The following is a 19,631-nucleotide window of genomic DNA, read 5'->3' on the forward strand; positions in this document are numbered from 1 at the left end:
CCTACAGTGACGCCTGAGGCCGACCTCACCGGCCACCGAGGAGGGAACGTGGCAGAGCCGAACGAGGCAGAGTCGAGCGCAGCGGATGCCACGGGCATCCGTACCCTGATCATCCTGGGCGCGACGGGCGACCTGGCGGGCCGCCTGCTCCTGCCGGGGCTCGCGAGCCTCGTCGCACGCGACCACCTCGACGCCCTGACGGTCGTGGGGGTCGGGTCGAGCGACTGGTCGGACGAGCAGTGGCAGCAGCGAGTGGAGGAATCCTTCGCGGAGACCGCGGGGGAGAGCGACGAGGAGACCCGGGGCCTGCTGCAGGCGATCGTGGAGCGCGCGAGATTCCATCGGGCGGATGTCACGGCATCCGGTGCGCTCGCCGAGGTGATCGCCGCCACAGAGGCGCCGGTCGCCGTGTACTTCGCCCTGCCGCCCTCCGTCACGATCGAGGCCTGCGCGGGGCTCACCCCCGACGACCTTCCGGAGGGCACGAGACTCGTGCTTGAGAAGCCCTTCGGACATGACCACGAGTCCGCTCGCGCCCTCAACCGCACCCTGGCTGCGCTCGTGCCGGAGGAGCAGATCTTTCGGGTCGACCACTGGCTCGCCGCGCCCACCGCCGTGAACCTCCTCGGACTGCGCTTCGCCAACCTGATGCTCGAACCCGTGTGGAACAGCCGCTACATCGACCGCGTCGACATCATCTTCGATGAGGACCTCACCCTTGAGGGTCGTGCCGGGTACTACGACGCGACCGGCGCGCTCGGCGACATGATCCAGAGCCACCTCCTGCTCGTGATGGGCCTCGTCGCCCTTGAGCCACCGGCGAGCCTCGGCGAGCGGGATGTTCGGGAGGCGATCGCGACCGTGCTGCGGGCGAGCGCGATCGACAGCGACTTCGCGAGCAGCACGAGGCGTGCCCGCTACACGGCCGGCGACATCGAGGGCCGCGAGGTGCCGAACTATGTGGACGAACCGGGAGTCGACCCCGAGCGCGGCACCGAGACCCTCGCGGAGGTGCGCGTCTCTATCAACAACTGGCGTTGGTCGGGAGTGCCCTTCGTGCTGCGCTCGGGCAAGTCGCTGGCCAGTCGGCGCCGCGAGATCATCGTGACCTTCAAGCCCGTGCCCCACCTTCCCAAGGGCTTCGGCGGTCGCGAGTCGCCGACTCGTGTGCGCATTGGGCTGTCGCCCGAGACGCTCGAGATCGAGTTCGACGTCAACAGTCCGGGCGACGTCTTCACGCTCGACCGCGCGGTGCTGGGGACCAAGCTTCCCGAGTCGGAACTTCGACCCTACGGGCAGGTGCTCGAGGGTGTCTTCGCGGGCGATCCGCTCCTGTTCGTTCGCGATGACGCGGCCGTCGAGTGCTGGCGCATCGTCGAACCGGCGCTCGACGCCTGGGAGCGCGACGAGGTGCCCCTCGAGGAGTACCCCGCCGGGTCGCTCGGTCCGGAGCGCTGGGCGACGAAGTAGCCACCTGTCCGGGCCGCACCCCCGGTGTACTGTGGCTAGGTGATCACGGCGTTGGCGGATGGGCGGCTCCTCGCCGAGAAGACGGGCGGCACCCCCGTACAGGTCGTCGCCCTCCATGGGTGGGGCCGCACGGGCGCCGATTTCGGCGCCATCGTCGCGGGCCTCAACGCCCTCGCGATCCACCTTCCCGGCTTCGGCATCACCCCGGAACCCTCGGATGCCTGGGGCAGCGAGCACTATGCGGATGACCTCGTCGAGGCCCTCCGCGAGCTCGGGCCGACCGTCATCGTCGCCCACTCCTTCGGCGGTCGCGTCGCCGTGCGACTTGCGGCGAAGCATCCGGAACTCGTCAAGGGCCTCGTGCTCACAGGCGTGCCGCTCCTGCGCCTTCAGGCGGCGCCCAAGGCCGCCCTCGGCTATCGCATCATCAGGGCCCTCGCGAAGCGTGGCCTCGTCTCGCAGAAGACGTTTGAGGCCCAGCGCCGCAAGCACGGCTCGGCCGACTATCGCAACGCGCAGGGGGTCATGCGCGACGTCATGGTGCGGGTCGTCGGCGAGGACTACCGCGATGACCTCGCGCGCATCACGGTGCCCGTGCGCATGGTGTGGGGCGAGAACGACACCGCCGCCCCGGCCGACGCGGGCAGGGCGGCGAGCGAACTGCTCGCGGATGCCCGGTTCCGCCTGGTGCCGGGCAGCGGGCACCTGCTGGAAGGCGGCCTCGTGCCCGCCGTACGCGAAGAACTCATGACACTGTTGGAGGACGTGGCGCAGTGACTGCCCTCATCATCGTGACCCTCATCGCGGGACTCGCCGCAGGCGCGCTCGCCGTGTTGCGCTGGCTGCGTGTCGCACAGCGCGAGCACTACATCGCCGGCTGGGTCTCCCGCATCGGTGCGCTCTGGGTCGTGCGCCGCCCCGTCAACGCGGTAATCGCGAGCCTCGTGGTGCTCCTGGTCGCTGCCGCCGTGTTGCTCGCTCTCACGGGCGCCGGGCTTGCAAGCGGCATCACGAGCATCCTTGCCGTCATCGCTGCCGCTCTCCTTCCGGTCGGGCTCGGCGTGCGCGGCAGAAGTACCCCCCTCAACTGGACCCAGCGAGCCCGCCGTCTCGCGGCCGCCTATGCCGTCGCACTCCTCGCGGTCGGCGCCCTGCTCTGGTGGCTCGTCGGGCTGCCGGGCGTCGCACTCACGGTGCTCCTCGCGCCGGTGATCATGGACGGCGTGCTCGTGCCCATGAACGCCCTCGAGAAGCGCCTCTCGCACAAATATCTGGTCAGCGCGCGCAAGCGTCTCGGCCAGGTTCGCCCGACGGTCGTGGCGATCACCGGCTCCTACGGCAAGACCTCGACCAAGGGCTACGTCGCGCACGTGCTCGCGGGTGCCTTCTCGGTCGTCGCGAGCCCCGCGAGCTTCAACAACCTCATGGGACTCTCGCGCGCCGTCAACGACCGTGTCGTGCCGGGCACGGAGGTCTTCGTGGCCGAGATGGGTGTCTATGGCCCCGGTGAGATCCGCGAGCTGAGCGAGAGCTTCCCGCCGGATGTCGCGGCCATCACGACGATCGGCGAGGCACACCTCGCACGCATGAAGACCAAGGAGACGATCGCTCGCGCGAAGGGCGAGATCACGGAGCGGGCCAAGACGGTCGTGCTGCCCGTCGATGAGCCGGAACTGCGCGCGCTCGTGGAGCGCTGCCGCACGGAGGGCAAGCGGGTCGTCACGGTCTCGACCGTGCCGGGAACGGATGCCGACGTGGTCGTGGATGCCGCGGCATCCGTTGTCACGATGCGCACCGCCGAGGGCGCGACGACCGTCCCCGTCGAGATCCCCGGCACGGGCCACGCCGTCAACATCGCCGTCACGGTCGGCGTCGCCCTCGCGCTCGACGTCGACGCCGCGGCGATCGCGCCGCGCCTCACGGCGCTTCCCGGCTCGCAGCACCGCGCCGAGGTGCAGAAGGCGCCGAACGGCACCCTCATCATCGACGACACCTACAACTCCAACCCCGTCGGCTCCGAGCGTGCGCTCGAGGGTGCCGCCGCCCTCGCGGGGGAGCGGGGCGGGCAGCTCGTCGTCGTGACGCCCGGCATGGTCGAGCTGGGGCCGGTGCAGTTCGAGCGCAACCGCGCCTTCGCGGCATCCGTGACGGCTCGCGGCGGCAGGCTCCTTATCGTCGGGCGCACGAACCGCGCGGCGCTCCTTGCAGGATCGGCCGGCGCCGAGCATCCGTCGCTCGTCTTCGACCGCCGCGAAGACGCGGTGCAGGTGGCGCTCGATCAGGCCGCAGACAGAGGCGTTATCCTCTATGAGAACGACCTGCCAGACCACTACCCCTGATCGCTGAGCGTGACGGGACGCATCGGGACTGGCGGGTGACGCGGCCGGATGCGGGCCACACGGCCATGCGCACAGCGCCTGGGCAAGCGAGCACCGGAGGATCATGAGCAGCACGTGGGCGGTCGTTTTCGGAGGCCCCTCTCCCGAGCACGAGATCTCGATCCTGACTGGGCTCCAGTCGGAGCGGGTGCTGCTCGACGCGGGTGACACCGTGCTGCCGCTGTACTGGGCGCCCGCGGGCGGCTGGTTCCTCGTGCCGAACAAGACCGAGGCGAAGGACTACCTCGAGGGCGTGCCGAAGGGCTCCAAGCCCGTTGACCTGCGCCTCGGTGAGAACGCCGGGCTGTTCATCAAGAAGCGCTTCGGCGAAGACGAACTCTCGCCGGAGGCGGCGCTGCTCTGCCTCCACGGCGGCGTGGGCGAGGGCGGCGGCGCGGCCGCGCTCTTCAGCCTGCTCGGCATCCCCGCGACGGGGTCGAGCCTCTTCGCCGGCGCCGTCGGCATGGACAAGCTGGCCTTCGGCGGGCTCATGACCTCTGCCGGCATCGCCTCGCTGCCGCGCGAGCCGCTCTCCGCGCTGCGCGAGCCCGGCTTCGCGGGGCCCTACATCGTCAAGCCGCGCTTCGGTGGCTCCTCGATCGGCATCGAGATCGTGGATGACATCGCGGCGGCCCGCGCGATCGGCAAGGCCTCCAGCCACCTGCGCGCTGGCGCCGTGCTCGAGCCCTACCGGCCCGAGTTGATCGACCTCAACATCAGTTTCCGCACCGCGCCAAAGCTCGAGCTGACGCAGCTCGAGAAGCCGTTGCGCGGCGGCGGCGAGTCTGGCCTCTACTCCTACGCCGAGAAGTACCTCGCGGGCGGTGCGGGTCAGGATGCCGGACTCACGAGCGCACCTAGAGAGTTCCCGGCGGTCGTCCCCGAGGGCGTCGCCGAGAAGGCCGCTGAACTCGCAACCCTCGTCGCAGAGACGACGGGACTCACGGGCATCGTGCGCGTCGACCTGCTCCTCGACGAGACGACCGGTGAGCTCTTCGTCAACGAGGTCAACTCGATCCCCGGTGCCATGTCGCTCTACCTGTGGGCGCCGCAGCAGCCGGCCGCGGTCGTGCTCCGCGACGCCCTCGCGGAGGCGCGCGACAAGCCGTTCACCCTTCCTGCGGGCGGCTTCGGCTCGGGTGCGGCACTCCGCGCGGCCGGCGGCATCGCGGGCAAGCTCGTGGGGCTCGACGGCCCGCGCGCCTGATCCTCCGCACCTGATCCTCCGGGCCTGTTCGTCGGGCTGAGGCTCGGCGAATGGCGCTGCGGCTACTCCTCGGTGCCCAGCACGTCTTCCGCGGCCGTGCAGAAGCGGTCGGCGGGGATCGTGCCGACGGCATTCGCGACCGCGACAAGTGCTGCCGTGCCCGAGGATGCCGTGCTGTCGACCGTGACACGCACGGCGGGCTCGCGGCCGTAGGTCGTGAAGACGAAGGTTGGGGCATCCGCGTCGTCGCGCAGCCAGTCGATGCCGCGCACGGTGAAGCAGGGGAGCGTCGAGGGCCCCGTCTGCTCGACCCCGCAGTGGAGGAAGACGGATGCCGGTGAACCCCACGCGCCCGTCGCCTGCGCGTCGGTGTCGCGGCGTTCGAGCTCGTCGATCGCGGCGGGAAGGCGCACGGTGACGTCGGCGCATTCGACGGCCGCGGCATCCGGTGCTGCCGTCATGGGGACGGCCGCGCTGCAGCCCGTGAGAGCGAGGAGGAGGGCTGTCGCAGCGATCGCTGCGCGTGCCGGTCGAGTCGTGGTGCCCATCACTGTCAGGCTACCGTGTCAAGCATGAGCGCCCCCGACACCCTCGCGTCGGTGGGGGAGTCCGCGGCACTGCAGCGCATCTTTCCCCGCCTCCCGCACGCCAACGCGACCCTGCTCGGTCCGGGCGACGACGCCGCCGTCATCGCGGCCCCTGACGGTCGCTTCGTCGTCACGACCGACATGATGATCCACGGCCCGGATTTTCGTCTCGCATGGTCGAGCCCCTTCGACCTCGGCTGGAAGGCGGCCGCCTCGAACCTCTCGGATGTCGCCGCCATGGGTGCCGTGCCGAGCGCGCTCGTTGTCGCCCTTGCCCTCCCAGACGACACGCGCATCGCCGTGCTGGAGGAGATTGCCGACGGTCTCCGCGAGGCGTGTGAGGCACTCGCGCCTGGTTGCGGGGTTGTCGGTGGTGACATGTCGGTGTCGCCGACCATGACCTTCGCGGTGACGGCATTCGGTGATCTCGAGGGTCGCGCGCCCGTGACCCGCTCGGGTGCAAGGGTTGGCGACACGGTGGCCGTTTCTGGCGCACTCGGTGCGGCCGCCCGCGGACTCGCGGTGCTGTTCACCGAGGCGGTCAACGCCGACGGCGCTCCGGATGCCGCACTCGCCGCCGCGGTCGGTGACAGAACGCTCGCCCAACGTCGCCCCTCTCCGCCGATCGCCGACGGAAAGCTCGCGTCACTCGCCGGCGCCACGGCCATGCTCGACCTCAGCGACGGTCTCGCGAAGGATGCGGCGCGCATCGCCTCGGCGAGTGATGTCGCCATCGACTTCGACTCGGCGGCGCTGGGACCGGACGTCGCGCTCGCCCTCGGCGGCGGCGAGGACCACTCCCTGCTCGCCAGCTTCCCGGCTGGCGCGACGCTCCCCGGTGGTTTCCGCGCTGTCGGTGCGGTTCGCGCTGGCTCGGGCGTGTTGCTTGACGGCGCTCCGCTCACGGCTGCGGGGTGGGACCCGTACCGCGGTTGGGACGGGCTCGCAGGCTGAGCCGCAGCCGGCGTTACTCGGCGTGCTCGGCGACCACCTCGGCGATGTCCCGGATGACGAGGAGTGGATGCCCCACGAGCGCCGGCATTGCCACGACCAGGTCGCTGCCAACGGCAGCGACCACGGACGTGGTGCCTGCCGTGCGGCTCGGAACTGCGAGCGGGCTCCACGAGCCGCCGTCCTTGGAGACCCAGACGACGGGGCCAGAGCGTTCCGAGTTCGACCAGCCGCCCGCGGCCGCGAATCCGCCCTCGACCGCGACGGGCGAATGCAGTGAGACCCCGTCTTCGGCCTCGAACACGGTCTCCCATGCGCTGCCGTTCTCGGTTCGGAGGAGGAGGTCGCGACCGCCGATGGTGGCGGACGCCACGAGCCCCTCGGGGCTGTCCGCGCAGCTTGAGAACCACCCCCGTCGCTGGTCGAGATCGCCGACATCGAGACGCGTCCAGCTGGTCCAGTCGTAGCTCCAGGCGACCGCGCGGGAGTTGCCGTTCTGCGCCTCAGCGCTGCCGAGTGCGATCGGGGTGCCGTCCGGAAGTTGGCATACGTCGCTGATGCTGGTCTCGAGCTCCCCGCTGCCGAAGTATCCCAGGGCGGGCGCCCAGCTGATGCCGTCGGCCGAAGTCCAGATGGCGCCGTGGTTCGGCGAACTCACGAGAGTATCGACGCGGTGCTCACCGACCGCGATCCAGCCGCTCTCGGTATGGGTGAGGCCCGTAATCCAGGTTGAGCCGTCGGCGGGGAAGCCGCTCATCGGCACCCATTCGGCGTCGGACGAGGGTCTGAAATACCCCTCGAGGAGGATGGCGTCGGCGTCTGCCGGGAAGGATGAGCCGATGACGAGTTCTCCGGCGTCAGGGTCGCTCGAGCGCACGATGCTCGAGAGCTCGTCGAGTCGCGCGGGGTCGGCCGGGACGGTTTCGACTGTGTCGCCGAGGTCGTAGCGCGCGGTGGATGACGTCGACCAGTTGCGCCACAGGCCACCAGCCTGGATGGCGAAGTGCGACAGGCCCAGGCTCACGAGCGCCCCGTCGGACTGATCGAGCACCTCACGCACCCAGAGCAGATCTTCGCGCTCGCTGAGCACGGCGGAGTCGGTCCAGTTGCCCCCAGCCAGCGTGCCGGCGCGGACGGCGCCGGCGCTTCCGACGAGTCCGATCGTCGAGCCGTCGCCCACCGACACGGATCGTCCATCGTCCCCGTTCCGGGAGTGGAGCGAGGTGTAGCCGGTGACGCTCCATTGTCCGTTCGCGCTGCGTTCGTAGGCGGCGCTGTATGCCTGGTTGTCGTTGCCGCCGATCGTGCTGACCACCCCGTTTGCGACGCTCGGCTCGCCCAGCCACACGTCATCGTTCGACGTGTAGTACTCCTCGGGCTCGGGCACCGTCTCTGCCGTCCAGGTGGCTCCGTCGGGGGATGACCAGGCGGCCGGCGCGGACTGTGCTGCGGGGGTGCTGTTGGCGGGGGTGTAGCCGGTTGCGACGAAGTGCTGGCCGGTCCACACGACGTTGTATACGCCGGACCTCTCGGGGGCGACCTCGTTCGCTGCCTGCCAGGTCGCGCCCTCGTCGGCCGAGCGGTAGGCGACGAGGGGCGCGATCTCCCCCTCGGCTGCGGGCATTGCGATCATCACGGCGCTCTCGCCGCCCGCAGCGATGCTGCCGGGGTTGAGGTGTTCCTCGCCGGTTTCGGGCAGCTCCATCTCGGTGACGTCGCCGTCGTCGATGACGATGCCGCGGGGCTTGTGCTGGTAGTCGGTGCCGACGAGCAGGATTCGGCCGCTGGCATCCACCGTCACACCGGTGACGCGGATGCTCGCGGCGAAGTCCTTGGGCAGCTCGACCCGCTCCCAGTTCTCTCGATCCTCAGAGGTCCAGAGGACTGTGGTCAGCGTGCCCTCATGCCAGAGCGTGCCGACAAGTGCGGCGAGGGTGTCGGTGCCTGCGAGTGAACCGCTGAAGGCGCCTTGGGCGTCGGGGTCGACCTCGACCGCGTCCCAGTCCTGCCCATCACGTGAGAGCCACACGGTGGCAGTGCCGCCGGCTCCCGGCTCGGCCGCGGCTCCTCCGGCGGCGTAGGGGAGCGCATCGGTCGCCGGGAGAATGCCTCCCGAGAGCTGGACCCAGCTCTTTGACGCGAGCATGTCCTCCGGTACGGCCAACTCCTCGACGGTCACCGTCGGAAGAGGGGCTGTCGCCGGGTCATCGGCGGTGCACGCGGCGAGCGTGAGCGCCGAGGTGGCGGCGATGAGGAAGGCGAGTCGACGCGGGAGTAGCGATCGTGTCATGAGGGAGGAATCCAATCACCACCCCCGTTCAGGGGTGAACATTCCCCACCTTATTGCAGTGCGGATGCCCACCACAGGGTTGTGTCGCCGTAGACCTTGCTGCGGTCCAGGGTGAGGCCCGCTGGCCAGGTCGGCTCCGGTGAGCGGCTGGACCGCTCCACCAGTACGACCGCGTTGGGCGCGAGATGGAGGGCCGCCAGGTCTGCCGCGAGCTCGTCATCGCCAAGCTCGTACGGCGGGTCGATGAAGACGAGGTCAACCGTGCCGACAGCGCCCGCGAGGAACGACCGCACCGACACGGGCGCAACCGTGATGCGGGCGCCCTTGGGCAGCTTCGATTGCACGAGCGCGGCGTTGCGGCGGCAGACCGCGGCGGCGGGCGGATTCCGTTCGACGAGCGTCACGCTCACGGCACCCCGGCTTGCGGCTTCGAGCCCCAATGCGCCGGAACCCGCGTAGAGGTCGAACACGGTCGCGCCTCGGATCGCATCCCGTGCCTCCAGCGCGGAGAAGATCGCCTCGCGGACGCGATCGCTCGTGGGACGCGTGCCCTTGGGCGGCACGGCGATCGAGAGCGATCCGGCAATCCCGGCGATGATGCGCGTCATCCTTCGAGGGTAGCGGCGCGCATGGCTGCCAGGACGCGGTGTTGACGGGGGTCGACGGTACGCTCGTTGCGTGGGATCGCCGCTCGACGCCAAGCTCTCGTCCGCGCTGGGTGGACGCACAGCGCAGTCGTTCGCGCGCAACCTGGGGCTCGAGACCGTCGGTGACCTGCTTGCGCACTACCCGAGGCGCTACGCCCTCCGCGGCGAGCTCACCGAGCTTGGTGCCCTTCCCGTCGACGAGAACGTCACGATCGTCGCCGAGGTGCTCGACGCCCGGGAGCGCTCGATGCGCAACCGTCGCGGCTCGATCCTCGAGGTGCGCATCAGCGATGGCAAGGGCATCCTCTCGCTGACGTTCTTCAACCAGGCGTGGCGGGCCAAAGACCTGCGGCCCGGCGTGCGTGGCATCTTCACGGGCAAGGTCGGCGACTATCGGGGCAGCCTGCAGCTCGCGCATCCCGACTATGAACTCTTCGACGCGGATGCCCCGGGTGGCGACACGGAGGCATATCGCGCGTGGGCGGAACAGCCCGTGCCGATCTACCCGGCGACCGCGACCGTGCCGTCGTGGCAGATCGGCAAGGCGGTCGGCGTCGTGCTCGACACGTTGCCGCCCATTGCCGACCCGGTGCCGGCATCCGTGCGCAAGGAGCGCACGTTGATGGACTACCGTCGGGCGCTCGAACTCATCCATCGCCCCACGAAGGACATCGAGTGGCGGGCCGCGCGCAAGGCGCTCCGCTTCCAAGAGGCGTTCGTGCTGCAGGCCGCGCTGCTCGAGCAGCGGGCGGCCCTGCGCTCACGGCAGGCGACAGCCCGCAGTGCCGAGCCGGGCGGCCTCCTCGAGCGTTTCGACGCCGCGCTGCCCTTCCAGCGCACGGATGACCAGGTGACGGTGGGCGAGGCGATCTCAGCAGACCTTGCGCAGCCCGTTCCCATGAACCGTCTCGTGCAGGGTGAGGTCGGCTCCGGCAAGACCCTGGTGGCCCTGCGGGCCATGCTCGCCGTCGCCGAATCCGGCGGGCAGTCGGCCCTTCTGGCGCCAACCGAGGTGCTTGCGGCCCAGCACCTGCGCTCGATCGTCGCATCCCTCGGCCCGGACCTCGCCGCGAAGCTTCGGCCGACGCTCATCACGGGGCAGATGCCCGCGGCCGACCGTCGCCGGGCCACGCTCGCGGCCGTCTCGGGGAGCGCCCACATCATCGTGGGCACACACGCCCTCATGAGCGGTTCGGTCGAGTTCTTCGACCTCGGCCTCGTCGTGGTCGACGAGCAGCACCGCTTCGGGGTCGCCCAGCGCGAGGCCCTGCGTCGCAAGGGCGCCGTGCCGCCGCACGTGCTCGTGCTCACCGCAACGCCGATCCCGCGCACGGTCGCGATGACGGTCTTCGGCGACCTCGACGTGTCGACGATCGCGCAGCTGCCCTCGGGTCGCGTGCCGATCGAGTCACACGTCGTTCCCGTCGCGGAGAAGCCGGGATGGATGGCACGCGTCTGGCAGCGCGTGGCAGAGGAGCTCGCGCAGGGCCGGCAGGCCTTCGTCGTGTGCCCGGCCATCGATGCGGCATCGCGCGAGGAATCCGAGGAGGAACCCGAGGCCCAGGAAGGGCCGGCGTCGAAGCCGGCAACGGTCGCGGGAGTCTCGGAGGAGCTCAGCGCCAACCCCGTCCTCGCCTCGGCCCGCATCGCGGCGCTGCACGGCAGGATGCCAGGGGAGGAGAAGGACTCCATCATGCGCGCCTTCGCCGCGGGTGACATCGACGTGCTGGTCGCGACGACCGTCATCGAGGTCGGCGTGGATGTGCCGAATGCCTCCACCATGGTCATCCTCGACGCCGACCGCTTCGGCGTCTCCCAGCTCCACCAGCTGCGCGGGCGGGTCGGCCGCGGCGGCCTGCCCGGCCTCTGCCTCATGGTCACCTCGGCGGAGACGGGCTCGCTCGCTCGCGACCGGGTCGAGGCCGTCGCATCCACCCTCGACGGCTTCGAGCTTGCCGAGAAGGACCTCGAGCTGCGCCAGGAGGGCGATGTGCTCGGTAGTGTGCAGTCGGGCGGGCGTTCGAGCCTGCGGCTCCTGCGCGTGGCGAAGGATGCCGGCCTCATCACGGAGGCGCGCGCGGTGGCCGAGCAGACGCTGGCGCAGGATCCGACCCTGGTCGGGCATCCGGCGCTGAGAGAGGCGCTCGATCGCCGACTCGACGAGAGCGCACGGGAGTTCATGTCTCAGGGCTGAGGCATCGTGCCCACTAGGCTTGTTCGTATGCCCAGGATCGCCGTCGTCCCCGGATCATTCGACCCCGTCACGAGGGGGCACCTCGATGTCATCGAGCGTGCCGCGGGTCTCTTTGACGAGATACACGTGCTTGTCGTGCACAACCCCGACAAGACGGCGCTGCTGCCCGTCGCGCAGCGCGTCAGCCTGATAGAGAAGTCGATCGCCGATGCCGGACTGCCGAGCAACATCCGGGTTACCTCCTGGATGGTCGGCCTCCTCGTCGACTACTGCACGGATGTCGGTGCGAGCGTGCTCGTCAAGGGCGTGCGCTCGAGCGTCGATGTCTCCTACGAGACCCCCATGGCGATCGTCAACCGCAATCTCGCGGGCGTCGAGACGGTCTTCCTGCTGCCCGACCCGGCGCACGCGCACGTGTCGAGCTCGCTCGTGCGGCAGGTCGCCGCCCTCGGTGGCGACGTTGCCCCCTACGTGCCGAAGGCCGTCGCCGAGTTCCTGCAGACTCCGCGCTCGCAGTAGGCCGCGAAAAAACCTCTCGCGTCGAGGAGTTAGGCATGCCATACTTAGGTAATGCTTACCTTGCCTCTCGCGGTCGAGAAGGATGCGCGTCCCGCCTACCGCCCCTATGTGGTCGCGGTGTCCGCGCTCGAGCGACTCAGCCCGCACTTCGTGCGAGTCACGTTCTCAGGTGAGGCGCTCAGTGACTTCGGCACTGACGGGCTTGACCAACGCATCAAGCTGCTCTTCCCCCTCGAAGCTGGCCCTGCCAGCGGCGAGCACTGCGACGTCGGCGCCCAAGACCCCTCGGTCATCGCCGATGGCAGCTGGTATTCCCGGTGGCGCGAGCTTCCGGATGAGGTGCGCGCACCCTTCCGCACCTACACGATCCGCGCATCCCGGCCCGAGCTGCGCGAGATCGACGTCGACATGGTGCTTCACCCCGACGGCGGTCCCGCATCCAGGTGGCTCTCGCGCGCATCCGTGGGCGACTCCCTCATCATCGTGGGGCCCGACCGTTTCAGCATCGACTCGGCAGTCGGCATCGACTGGCACCCCGGCGATGCGAGCGAGTACCTGCTGATCGGTGACGAGACAGCCACACCCGCCATCTGCAGCATCCTGGAGTCCCTGCCCGTCGGCGCGCGCGCTCGTGCCTTCATCGAGGTGCCGGATGCGGCCGACATGCTTCCCATCGACGCCCACGACGGCGTCACAGTCACCTGGCTGCCCCGAGACGGGCGTGCACACGGCAGCCTTCTCGACCCGGCCGTGCGCGCCTGGGTGGCCGAGAACCCACTCGTCATCGAGCGTGCCCGCGCGGCGGTCGCGCAGGCGGTCAACGAGGTCGACGTCGACTCCGAGCTGCTGTGGGAGTCTCCCGAGCGCGCCGAGGCGGGATTCTACGGCTGGCTCGCCGGTGAATCATCCGTCATCAAGTCCCTGCGGCGCTTCCTCGTGAGCGAGACGGGCATCGACCGCAAGCGCATCGCATTCATGGGGTACTGGCGCCTCGGTCTCTCCGAGCGGCAGTAGCGTGACCACGACGGCCAGGACGCCCGCCGCGGGGGCGTCCGACGCGATGGAGCCCGTTCGCGGGCGCTCACGCGGGCCGCGGCGCATCGTCGGTCTCGCGGCGAGCCTCGTCGCGCTGCTCCTCGTGATCGTGGCGAGCCTTGCCCTCGGCACGCGGGGGACTCCGCTCGTCGAGGTGTTCGCAGCGCTCACGCAGCCAGACCCCACGAATCCCCTCCACACGGTCGTGCGCGAACTTCGCGTGCCCCGCACCGTGATCGGTGCGCTCGTCGGGCTGGCCCTCGCGGTGGCCGGATGCCTCATGCAAGGGGTGACCCGCAACCCCCTCGCCGACCCGGGGCTCCTCGGCATCAATGCGGGCGCCTCGCTCTTCGTCGTCATCGCGATCGCGCTCTTCGGCGTGACCTCGCCCTTCGGCTTCATCTGGTTCGCGTTCGCGGGGGCGGCGGCGACGGCAGCGCTCGTGTACTTCATCGGCACGCTCGCGCGCGACGGCGCGACTCCCGTGACGCTCGCGCTGGCCGGCATGGCGATCGCGGCCGTCTCGACGTCGATCGTGACCCTGCTCATCATCACCGATGTGCAGACCCTGAACACCTTCCGCTTCTGGCAGGTCGGTTCGCTCGCGGGGCGCGGCATCGACATGCTCGGGATGCTGTGGCCCTTCATTCTCATCGGGCTCCTGCTCGCCCTGTTCGTGGGTCGGGACCTCACGCTCCTCGCCTTCGGCGACGACGTCGCGAAGGGACTTGGCCACAACGCGGCGCTCACGCGTGGGCTTTCCGCCGTCGCGATCGTGCTCCTGTGCGGCACCGCGACGGCGCTTGCCGGGCCGCTCGTCTTTGTGGGACTCGTCGTGCCGCACATCGCACGCGCGATCGTCGGCACCGACTACCGGTGGATGCTGGCCTACGCGGTCGTCTTGGGGCCACTCCTCGTGCTGCTCGCCGATGTCGTCGGACGTCTCATCGTGCAACCCTCCGAGCTTGAGGTCGGGCTCGTGATCGCCGTCATCGGGGTGCCCGTCCTGGTCGCGCTCGTGCGCCGAGTGAAGGGACGCGCACTGTGACAACCGCGCTCGCCCGTCCGATCGCTCCCACGCTGCCGGCGGGCCGCCGCCGGCTCGCGCGCAGGGTGGCCCTCGTGAGCGGCGTGCTCGCGGTGCTGTTGGCCGTGATCGTCGCGATCTCGCTCGGCACGGGCGCCTACCCGATCGGCCCGGAGCGCGTCCTGCCGACGCTGTTGGGCGCAGGAGAGTCGAAGGATGCCTTCGTGCTCTTCCGCCTCCGGCTGCCGCGCATCGTGCTGGGCGTGCTCGCGGGGGTCGCGTTCGGCATCGCGGGCGCCCTCTTCCAGACGCTGTTGCGAAACCCGCTCGCGAGCCCCGACATCATCGGCATCAGTGGCGGGGCGAGCGCCGCCGCTGCGTTCGGCATCCTCATCCTCGGCGTGAGCGGGGCGATGGTCTCGCTGCTGGCCTTCGGCGGCGCCGTCGCGGTTGCGCTCGCGATCACGCTGCTCGCCTCGAGGGAGGGGCTCTCCGGCTACCGCTTCGTGCTGGTCGGGGTCGGCTTCGCGTTCCTTGCGCAGTCCGTCATCGGCTATCTCCTCACGCGCGCCGACGAGCAGGAGGCTGTCGCGGCCCTCGCCTGGACGGTGGGCGGTGTCGCGGGGGCACGCTGGGACGGCATCGGGGTCATCGCCGTGACGCTCCTGCCGCTGCTGGTGTTCCTCGCGCCGCTCGTGCCGCGCATCCGCACCCTCCAGCTCGGTGACGACACGGCGACGGGCCTCGGGCTCCGGGTCGCCTCCGCCCGTTACAGCGTGCTCGCTGTTGCCGTCGCCCTCACGGCGGTCGCCACCGCCTACGCCGGCCCCCTCGCATTTGTGGCCTTCGTCTCCGCCCCCATCGCGCGCAGGCTCGTGGGAGGTGCGCACCTCGCCATCATCCCGGCGGCGCTGATCGGCGCGATCGTCGTGACCTTCGCTGACTTCGCCGCGTCGACCCTCATCCCCGGCGTGGTGGTGCCCGCCGGCATCGTGACAGGCATCATCGGCGCCCCCTACCTCCTGTGGCTGCTCGCCACATCACACCGCGGAAGGCGAAACGCATGACCCGCACCCCCGACCACAGCTTCCGCGCGGAGGGGCTCCGCGTCGCCTACGACTCGCATGTCGTCATCGACGGGCTGGACATCGAGATCCCCGCTGGACAGGTGACGGTCATCGTCGGCGCGAATGCCAGCGGCAAGTCGACCCTGCTGCGCACGCTCGCGCGCATCCTCGCCCCGGCGCAAGGGCGGGTGCTGCTCGATGAGCGCGACATCCGCTCCTACTCGGGGCGTGAGTTTGCGAGGGTCGTCGGCATCCTCCCGCAGTCTCCGATCGCACCCGAGGGCATCACGGTCGCCGAGCTCGTCGCCCGCGGCCGCTATCCGCACCAGGGCTGGTTCGGCCGCCGCTCGAGCGACGACGACCGCATCGCGCTCGAGGCGCTCACGGCCACCGACTGCATCGAGCTCGCCGATCGTCCCGTCGAGTCCCTCTCGGGTGGCCAGCGGCAGCGCGCCTGGATCGCCATGGCCCTCGCGCAGGACCCCGACATCCTGCTGCTCGACGAACCCACGACCTACCTCGACGTCACGCACCAGCTCGAAGTGCTCGACCTGTTGCACTCGCTCAACCGGACGAAGGGCACGACGGTCGTCATGGTGCTCCACGACCTCAACATGGCGGCACGCTACGCCGACCACGTCGTCGTCATGGCGGGCGGTGCAGTCGTCGCCTCCGGTGTGCCCCCGGAGGTCATCACAGCCGAGACCGTGCGCCTCGCGTTCGCGCTCGACGCGCACATCATGGTTGACCCCGTCGCGGGCTCGCCCATGGTCGTGCCGCTGAGCCGCGCGCATCCGCTCACCGAGGCCTCCGTGCCGCAGGCCCACTGAACCATTGGCCAGCACTGAACCATCCATCCACCACCACCCCCACCACCCAGGAGACCCCCACGTGAAGAGAACGACTCTCGCCCTGCTCACCGTCGCAGCGCTCACCCTCACCGGCTGCGCCACGGGTGGGGGCGACAATGGCGGCGATGCTGCCGACGGCAACACCATCACGCACGCCTTCGGCGAGACGACGGTTCCCGAGGGTGTCGAGCGCATCGTGACGATCGGATGGGGCAGCACCGAGGCGGTGCTCTCCCTGGGCCTCGTGCCCGTCGGCATCGAGGAACAGGTCTACGGCGGCAATGAGGATCGCGTCGTGCCGTGGGTCGCCGAGGAGATCGAGCGGATGGGCGCCGAGATGCCGACCGTCTTCCCGACAAGCGCGGAGGAGCCCGCCTACGAGGAGATCCTCGAGCTCGAGCCCGAGGTCATCCTCGCGCCCTACTCCGGCATCACCCAGGAACAGTACGAGCTCCTCTCCGACATCGCGCCGACCGTCGTATACCCCGAGGAGGCGTGGACCACCCCGTGGCGCGACGTCGTGCGCATCGTCGGCGAGTCGCTCGGCCTCGCCGAGGAGGCGGAGGAGGTCATCGCTGACGCCGAGAAGGCTGTCGCGGAGCAGGCCGCCGCGCATCCGGAACTCAAGGGCCGCACCGTGGCCGCCATCTGGGACGGCGCCGGAGTCTTCTACGTCTACCGCGCCGCCGACCCGCGCGTTGAGTTCCTCTTCGACCTGGGCCTCGAGAACGCCCCGGCGGTCGACGAACTCGCGAACGGCGAATCGACCTTCTACTACACACTCAGCTACGAACAGCTCGACCTGCTCGAGGCCGACATCGTCGTGAACTACGCGACGACGCAAGAGGAGGCCGATGCCTTCCTCGCCCAGCCCTACGCCCAGTCGATTCCCGCCGTCGCGCGCGGTTCCGTCGCGACCATCGTCGGGGAATCCCTCATCTCCTCGGTGTCGCCGCCGAGCCCGCTCTCGCTCGCCTGGGGCGTCGAGGACTACGTCACCCTGATCTCGGAAGCCGCCTCGAACCTCGAGTAACAATCCCCAGGAATGGGACCGTGCGCGGCGTCGGCAGCGTGTGCGAGACTCACCTGAGAAGAGGTGATGCTCGATGCTGAACGACGCCGCGCCGGTTCCCGCCATCATGCCCGCTGGCCGATTCGAAGAACTTGGTGAGCAGATCCTGTCGAGTATCGAGCGGGTCATCGACGGCAAGCGCAGCGCGGTGGAGTTGGCACTCGCGACGCTGCTCGCGGAGGGGCACCTCCTGATCGAGGATGTGCCGGGCGTCGGCAAGACGATGCTGGCGCGAGCGCTCGCCCGCTCGGTCGACTGCTCGGTCAGTCGCATCCAGTTCACGCCAGACCTGCTGCCCTCAGACATCACCGGCGTCTCCGTCTACAACCAGACTGACCACAGTTTTGAGTTCACGCCCGGGCCCATCTTCGCCAACATCGTGATCGGCGATGAGATCAACCGCGCGAGCCCCAAGACCCAGTCGGCGATGCTCGAGAGCATGGAGGAGCGCCAGGTCACGGTCGATGGCCACTCGCATCCGCTTCGGCAACCGTTCACCGTCGTCGCCACCCAGAACCCGATCGAGATGGATGGCACCTACCCGCTTCCCGAGGCGCAGCGCGACCGCTTCATGGTGCGCATCTCGATGGGTTACCCGGATGAGGCGGCCGAGCAGGCGATGCTGCGCACGCGGGAGACCTCGAGCCCGCTCGACCTCCTCGCGCCCGTCGTCTCGCTTGACGACTTGCTGCAGATGATCGCGACCGTGCGGGCCGTCTACGTCGCGCCCGCCGTGGAGCGTTACACCGTCGCGATCGCCCAGGCGACGCGGCTCGACTCCGAACTCCGCCTCGGGGCGAGCCCGCGCGGCACCCTTCACCTCGTGCGCGCAGCGAAGTCAAGAGCCGCACTCGACGGCCGGGACTTCGTGCTTCCCGACGACATCGACGCACTCGCGGTGCCGGTGCTGGCCCACAGGGTCATCCCCTCCGGGCAGGCCTCGGGCTCCTCCTCGGTCTCCGTCTCTGAGGCGATCGTTCGCCGCATTGTCAGCGCGACGCCGGTGCCCATCGCATCCGACACTCGGCTCTAAGGGAGCCCCATGCGCCGTCGACCGCCGAGAGAGGGAGTGTCGCTGACCTGGCGGGGAAGGGCCCTGCTCGCTGCCGGAGTCGTGGGGCTTGTGGTGGCGTACTCGGTCGGCATCGACGCCCTGTTCCTCGTGTCGATCCTGCTCCTCGCCGCGGTCGTGGCATCCGCCCTCGCCGCACGGCACCGTCGGCCGTCACTTGCCGTGCACCGCTCCTTCGGCGCCGAGCGGGCCATGCCGGGGCATCCCGTGCCGGTGCAGATCGACGTCGCCAATCGTGCGCTGCAGGCGGTGGGGCAGGCCACCTGGACAGACGAATGGTCGTGGCACTCGCCCGCGGGGATGCTCGCCCGACGGGTTGCAGGTGCCAGCTCGCCGGCCGAGTTGCCCCTGCTCCGAGGCCGCTGGGGTGACGTGCACCGCAGCGTCACGGTCACGTGGGACTTCGTGCCGCCGCGCAGGGGCGATTTCGAGATCGGACCCGCCCGCGTCACGGTCATGGATCCCTTCGGTCTCGCATCGGCGACGGTCGTCGCGGGCGACTCGACCGCGCTCACGGTGTTCCCTCGCGTCGCGGAGCTGGAGGAGTCGCTGTCGACACCACGACGCGCCGACGGGCAGGCACACCGAGCCGACCACCGGGCGACGGGCGGCGAGCACGAACTCACGACCCGCGTCTACCGGGTCGGCGACCCCCTGCGGCGCGTGCACTGGAGGGCCTCGGCACGGCACGGCGAGCTCATGGTGCGCCAGGAGGAGCAGCGCAGCGCCGCCGAGGTGACAGTGCTGCTCGAAACGCGGCGTAGCGGGCATCCGGATGTCGACTCGGGCGATTCCGACCGCAGCGAATCCTTTGAATGGTGCGTGTCGATGGCAGCCTCGCTCGCCGTGCACCTCGATGCCCAGGGCTTCCGCGTGCACCTCCTGGAGACGGGGGTGCCGCAGCTGCCGGTGGCTGCCGGCCCTTCGCTCGCCGGCCTCGCGCGCGTCGCCCTGACGCCCTTCGCGCGCACGACGGGAGTGACCCTCGTGCCGTCCGGCCGCCAGGCGAGCGCGCGTCTCGGCTCGGCCTTCGCTGTGCTCGGCGACCTCGACGACGACACGATTGCCGACCTCATCGCCGCCCGCTCGGCGTACGACGAGGCGATCGCCTGGCTGCCGACATCCGTCCCCGGCTTCGCCCTCGAGCGCCTGGCCGCAGCGGGGTGGCTGTGCATCCCAGTATCGGCGCGCACCCCGGTCGAGGAGGCGTGGCGGCTCGCCCAGAACCAGAGGATGCATCGTGACGCGGGCTGAGCGCCCGGGG

17 protein-coding genes are annotated in these 19,631 nt (G+C 70.1%); 14 read left to right on the top strand and 3 right to left on the bottom strand.

Going from position 1 to position 19,631, the window contains the following annotated elements; translation table 11 throughout:
• Positions 1-48 precede the first annotated feature (48 nt).
• The 4 genes from ACIQK7_RS09555 to ACIQK7_RS09570 all read left to right on the top strand — a co-directional run bounded on the left by ACIQK7_RS09555 (position 49) and on the right by ACIQK7_RS09570 (position 5,055).
• On the top strand, positions 49-1,470 hold the full coding sequence (locus ACIQK7_RS09555; RefSeq protein WP_403023793.1) for a glucose-6-phosphate dehydrogenase: 1,422 nt from the start codon (positions 49-51) through the stop codon (positions 1,468-1,470).
• A gap of 39 nt (positions 1,471-1,509) precedes the next feature.
• Positions 1,510-2,247 (top strand): alpha/beta fold hydrolase, encoded by a 738-nt coding sequence (locus ACIQK7_RS09560; protein WP_403023796.1) that lies wholly within the window; start codon positions 1,510-1,512, stop codon positions 2,245-2,247.
• Complete coding sequence (locus ACIQK7_RS09565) at positions 2,244-3,809, top strand: Mur ligase family protein (RefSeq protein ID WP_403023798.1); 1,566 nt, start codon at positions 2,244-2,246, stop codon at positions 3,807-3,809. Before ACIQK7_RS09560 ends, ACIQK7_RS09565 begins: the two co-directional genes overlap by 4 nt.
• A gap of 103 nt (positions 3,810-3,912) precedes the next feature.
• A complete protein-coding gene (locus tag ACIQK7_RS09570) occupies positions 3,913-5,055 on the top strand; it encodes a hypothetical protein (RefSeq protein WP_403023801.1) in 1,143 nt (380 codons plus the stop codon).
• Positions 5,056-5,117: 62 nt separating this feature from the next.
• On the opposite strand, the gene ACIQK7_RS09575 is transcribed toward ACIQK7_RS09570, so the two are convergent.
• Positions 5,118-5,603, bottom strand: a complete 486-nt coding sequence (locus ACIQK7_RS09575) for a DUF3515 family protein (protein WP_403023804.1) — start codon at positions 5,601-5,603, stop codon at positions 5,118-5,120.
• A 24-nt stretch (positions 5,604-5,627) separates the two neighbouring features.
• Here ACIQK7_RS09575 and thiL point away from each other — a divergent pair, with 24 nt between their 5' ends.
• Positions 5,628-6,596, top strand: a complete 969-nt coding sequence (thiL, locus tag ACIQK7_RS09580) for a thiamine-phosphate kinase (protein WP_403023807.1) — start codon at positions 5,628-5,630, stop codon at positions 6,594-6,596.
• A gap of 13 nt (positions 6,597-6,609) precedes the next feature.
• Here thiL and ACIQK7_RS09585 read toward each other — a convergent pair whose 3' ends face one another.
• Both ACIQK7_RS09585 and rsmD read right to left on the bottom strand, forming a co-directional pair.
• Positions 6,610-8,883: a hypothetical protein gene (locus tag ACIQK7_RS09585; RefSeq protein WP_403023810.1), complete on the bottom strand. Its 2,274-nt coding sequence runs from the start codon at positions 8,881-8,883 to the stop codon at positions 6,610-6,612.
• A gap of 50 nt (positions 8,884-8,933) precedes the next feature.
• The gene (gene rsmD, locus ACIQK7_RS09590; RefSeq protein ID WP_403023812.1) at positions 8,934-9,491 is read right to left on the bottom strand and encodes a 16S rRNA (guanine(966)-N(2))-methyltransferase RsmD; all 558 of its coding nucleotides are present in this window, start codon (positions 9,489-9,491) and stop codon (positions 8,934-8,936) included.
• Positions 9,492-9,561: 70 nt separating this feature from the next.
• Here rsmD and ACIQK7_RS09595 point away from each other — a divergent pair, with 70 nt between their 5' ends.
• From ACIQK7_RS09595 to ACIQK7_RS09635, 9 genes are all read left to right on the top strand, one after another.
• Positions 9,562-11,724 (top strand): ATP-dependent DNA helicase RecG, encoded by a 2,163-nt coding sequence (locus ACIQK7_RS09595; protein WP_403023815.1) that lies wholly within the window; start codon positions 9,562-9,564, stop codon positions 11,722-11,724.
• A 27-nt stretch (positions 11,725-11,751) separates the two neighbouring features.
• Positions 11,752-12,243, top strand: coding sequence for a pantetheine-phosphate adenylyltransferase (gene coaD / locus ACIQK7_RS09600; protein WP_325211085.1), 492 nt, complete (start codon positions 11,752-11,754; stop codon positions 12,241-12,243).
• Positions 12,244-12,294: 51 nt separating this feature from the next.
• Complete coding sequence (locus ACIQK7_RS09605) at positions 12,295-13,257, top strand: siderophore-interacting protein (RefSeq protein WP_325211086.1); 963 nt, start codon at positions 12,295-12,297, stop codon at positions 13,255-13,257.
• A gap of 1 nt (position 13,258) precedes the next feature.
• Positions 13,259-14,326, top strand: coding sequence for a FecCD family ABC transporter permease (locus ACIQK7_RS09610; RefSeq protein ID WP_403023818.1), 1,068 nt, complete (start codon positions 13,259-13,261; stop codon positions 14,324-14,326).
• Positions 14,323-15,372, top strand: coding sequence for a FecCD family ABC transporter permease (locus ACIQK7_RS09615; RefSeq protein ID WP_403023821.1), 1,050 nt, complete (start codon positions 14,323-14,325; stop codon positions 15,370-15,372). The genes ACIQK7_RS09610 and ACIQK7_RS09615 overlap by 4 nt, the downstream gene beginning before the upstream one ends.
• The gene (locus ACIQK7_RS09620) at positions 15,369-16,202 is read left to right on the top strand and encodes an ABC transporter ATP-binding protein (protein ID WP_403023824.1); all 834 of its coding nucleotides are present in this window, start codon (positions 15,369-15,371) and stop codon (positions 16,200-16,202) included. Before ACIQK7_RS09615 ends, ACIQK7_RS09620 begins: the two co-directional genes overlap by 4 nt.
• 61 nt (positions 16,203-16,263) lie before the next feature.
• Complete coding sequence (locus tag ACIQK7_RS09625) at positions 16,264-17,256, top strand: iron-siderophore ABC transporter substrate-binding protein (RefSeq protein WP_403023827.1); 993 nt, start codon at positions 16,264-16,266, stop codon at positions 17,254-17,256.
• A 73-nt stretch (positions 17,257-17,329) separates the two neighbouring features.
• Positions 17,330-18,328: an AAA family ATPase gene (locus tag ACIQK7_RS09630; protein ID WP_403023830.1), complete on the top strand. Its 999-nt coding sequence runs from the start codon at positions 17,330-17,332 to the stop codon at positions 18,326-18,328.
• Between the two features lie 9 nt (positions 18,329-18,337).
• On the top strand, positions 18,338-19,621 hold the full coding sequence (locus ACIQK7_RS09635; RefSeq protein WP_403023833.1) for a DUF58 domain-containing protein: 1,284 nt from the start codon (positions 18,338-18,340) through the stop codon (positions 19,619-19,621).
• Positions 19,622-19,631 lie beyond the last annotated feature (10 nt).

Origin of the sequence: Salinibacterium sp. GXW1014 (assembly GCF_044769865.1) — a bacterium.
GTDB lineage: Bacteria > Actinomycetota > Actinomycetes > Actinomycetales > Microbacteriaceae > Homoserinimonas.